Origin of the sequence: Burkholderia sp. E168m23 (assembly GCF_016586125.1) — a bacterium.
Taxonomy (GTDB): domain Bacteria; phylum Pseudomonadota; class Gammaproteobacteria; order Burkholderiales; family Burkholderiaceae; genus Burkholderia; species Burkholderia orbicola.
Genome location: NZ_BCPP01001262.1, coordinates 1 through 1604, shown reverse-complemented (window position 1 = coordinate 1604; position 1604 = coordinate 1). Strand labels below are relative to the sequence as shown.

The 1604-nt window shown below is 66.0% G+C and carries 2 protein-coding genes and 1 pseudogene; 1 reads left to right on the top strand and 2 read right to left on the bottom strand.

Features of this window, described 5'->3' with window-relative positions; genetic code table 11:
• Nucleotides 1-112: pseudogene (locus tag JMF90_RS36375) on the top strand (pseudouridylate synthase); the annotation flags it as partial.
• 79 nt (nucleotides 113-191) lie between these two features.
• Here JMF90_RS36375 and def read toward each other — a convergent pair.
• A complete protein-coding gene (gene def, locus JMF90_RS36370; RefSeq protein ID WP_011549538.1) occupies nucleotides 192-725 on the bottom strand; it encodes a peptide deformylase in 534 nt (177 codons plus the stop codon).
• A partial coding sequence (gene ligA / locus JMF90_RS36365) for an NAD-dependent DNA ligase LigA (RefSeq protein ID WP_201326277.1) occupies nucleotides 722-1604 on the bottom strand: 883 nt, incomplete at its 5' end. The genes ligA and def, both read right to left, overlap by 4 nt.

Genomic DNA, 1604 nt, shown 5'->3' with positions numbered 1-1604 from the left:
ACTGGTCGGCCTCGACGTGATCGGCCTGAAACGCGTGCGCATGGGTCGCGTGATGCTCGGCGCGCTGCCGCAAGGCCAATGGCGCTATCTGTCCGCCGACGAGACGTTCTGACCTCAGGCGCACCCAGTGCGCGATCCAATGAAAAAGCCCGCTCAAGCGGGCTTTTTCTTTTCCGCAGAAGCGCGGACGATCAGTCGTCGTCGGCCGGATCGAGCCCGGGGAACAGCACCTCGGTGAAACCGAAGCGCGTGAAATCGGTGATCCGCATCGGATACAGCTTGCCGATCAGGTGATCGTACTCATGCTGGACCACGCGCGCATGGAACCCCTCGGCGACGCGATCGATCTTCTGGCCGAACTGGTCGAAGCCGCTGTAGCGCACCTTCGCGTAGCGGCTGACGACGCCGCGCATGCCCGGCACCGACAGGCAGCCTTCCCAGCCCTCTTCCATGTCCGGCGGCAGGTACTCGACCTTCGGGTTGATCAGCACGGTCTCCGGCACCGGCGGCGCATCCGGGTAGCGGTTGTTGTTGCCGAAGCCGAAGATGATGATCTGCAGCCCGATGCCGATCTGCGGCGCGGCGAGCCCCGCGCCGTTCGCGTGGTGCATCGTCTCGAACATGTCCGCGACGATCTCGTGCAGCTCGGGTGTATCGAACCGCTCGACCGGCTGGGCGATTTCGAGCAGGCGCGGATCGCCCATCTTCAGGATCTCGCGAATCATGGCGTATTGCCCTCCAGGAGTTGGTGCAGACCATCTTCGTCCAGCACGGGGATGCCGAGTTCCTCGGCCTTCGCGAGCTTGCTGCCGGCTTCGGCGCCCGCGACCACGTAATCCGTCTTCTTCGACACCGAACCGGCCACTTTCGCGCCCGCCGCTTCGAGCATCTCCTTCGCCGCATCGCGCGTGAGATTCGGCAGCGTGCCCGTCAGCACGACCGTCTTGCCGGCCAGCACGCCCTGCGGCGCCTTCGGCGCGGGCGGCCCTTCGGGCCACGTGACCTTGCCCGGCGCGCGCAACTGCTCGATCACGGTCCGGTTGTGCTCCTCCGCGAAGAACTGGTGGAGCGACTCGGCCACGATCGGCCCGACGTCGTTGACTTCGAGCAGTTCCTCGATCGACGCGTCCATGATCGGCGTCAGCGAGCCGAAATGCTTCGCGAGATCCTTCGCGGTCGATTCGCCGACATGGCGGATGCCGAGCCCGTAGATGAAGCGCGCGAGCGTCGTATGCTTGGCCTTCTCGAGCGAATCGATCAGGTTCTGCGCGGACTTCTCGGCGAACCGGTCGAGTTCGGCCAGCGTCGCGAAGCCCAGATTGAACAGGTCAGCCGGCGTGCGCACGAGATTCAGCTCGACGAGCTGGTCGATGATCTTCTCGCCGAGGCCGTCGATGTCGAGCGCGCGGCGTTGCGCGAAATGCCACAGCGCCTGCTTGCGCTGCGCCGGGCAGAACAGCCCGCCCGTGCAGCGCGCGATCGCCTCGTCCGGCAGGCGCTCGATCTTCGAGCCGCACACCGGGCATTCGGTCGGCATCACGAATTCGGCCGCATCCGCCGGGCGCCGGTCGAGCAGCGCGCCGACGACTTCCGGAATCACGTCG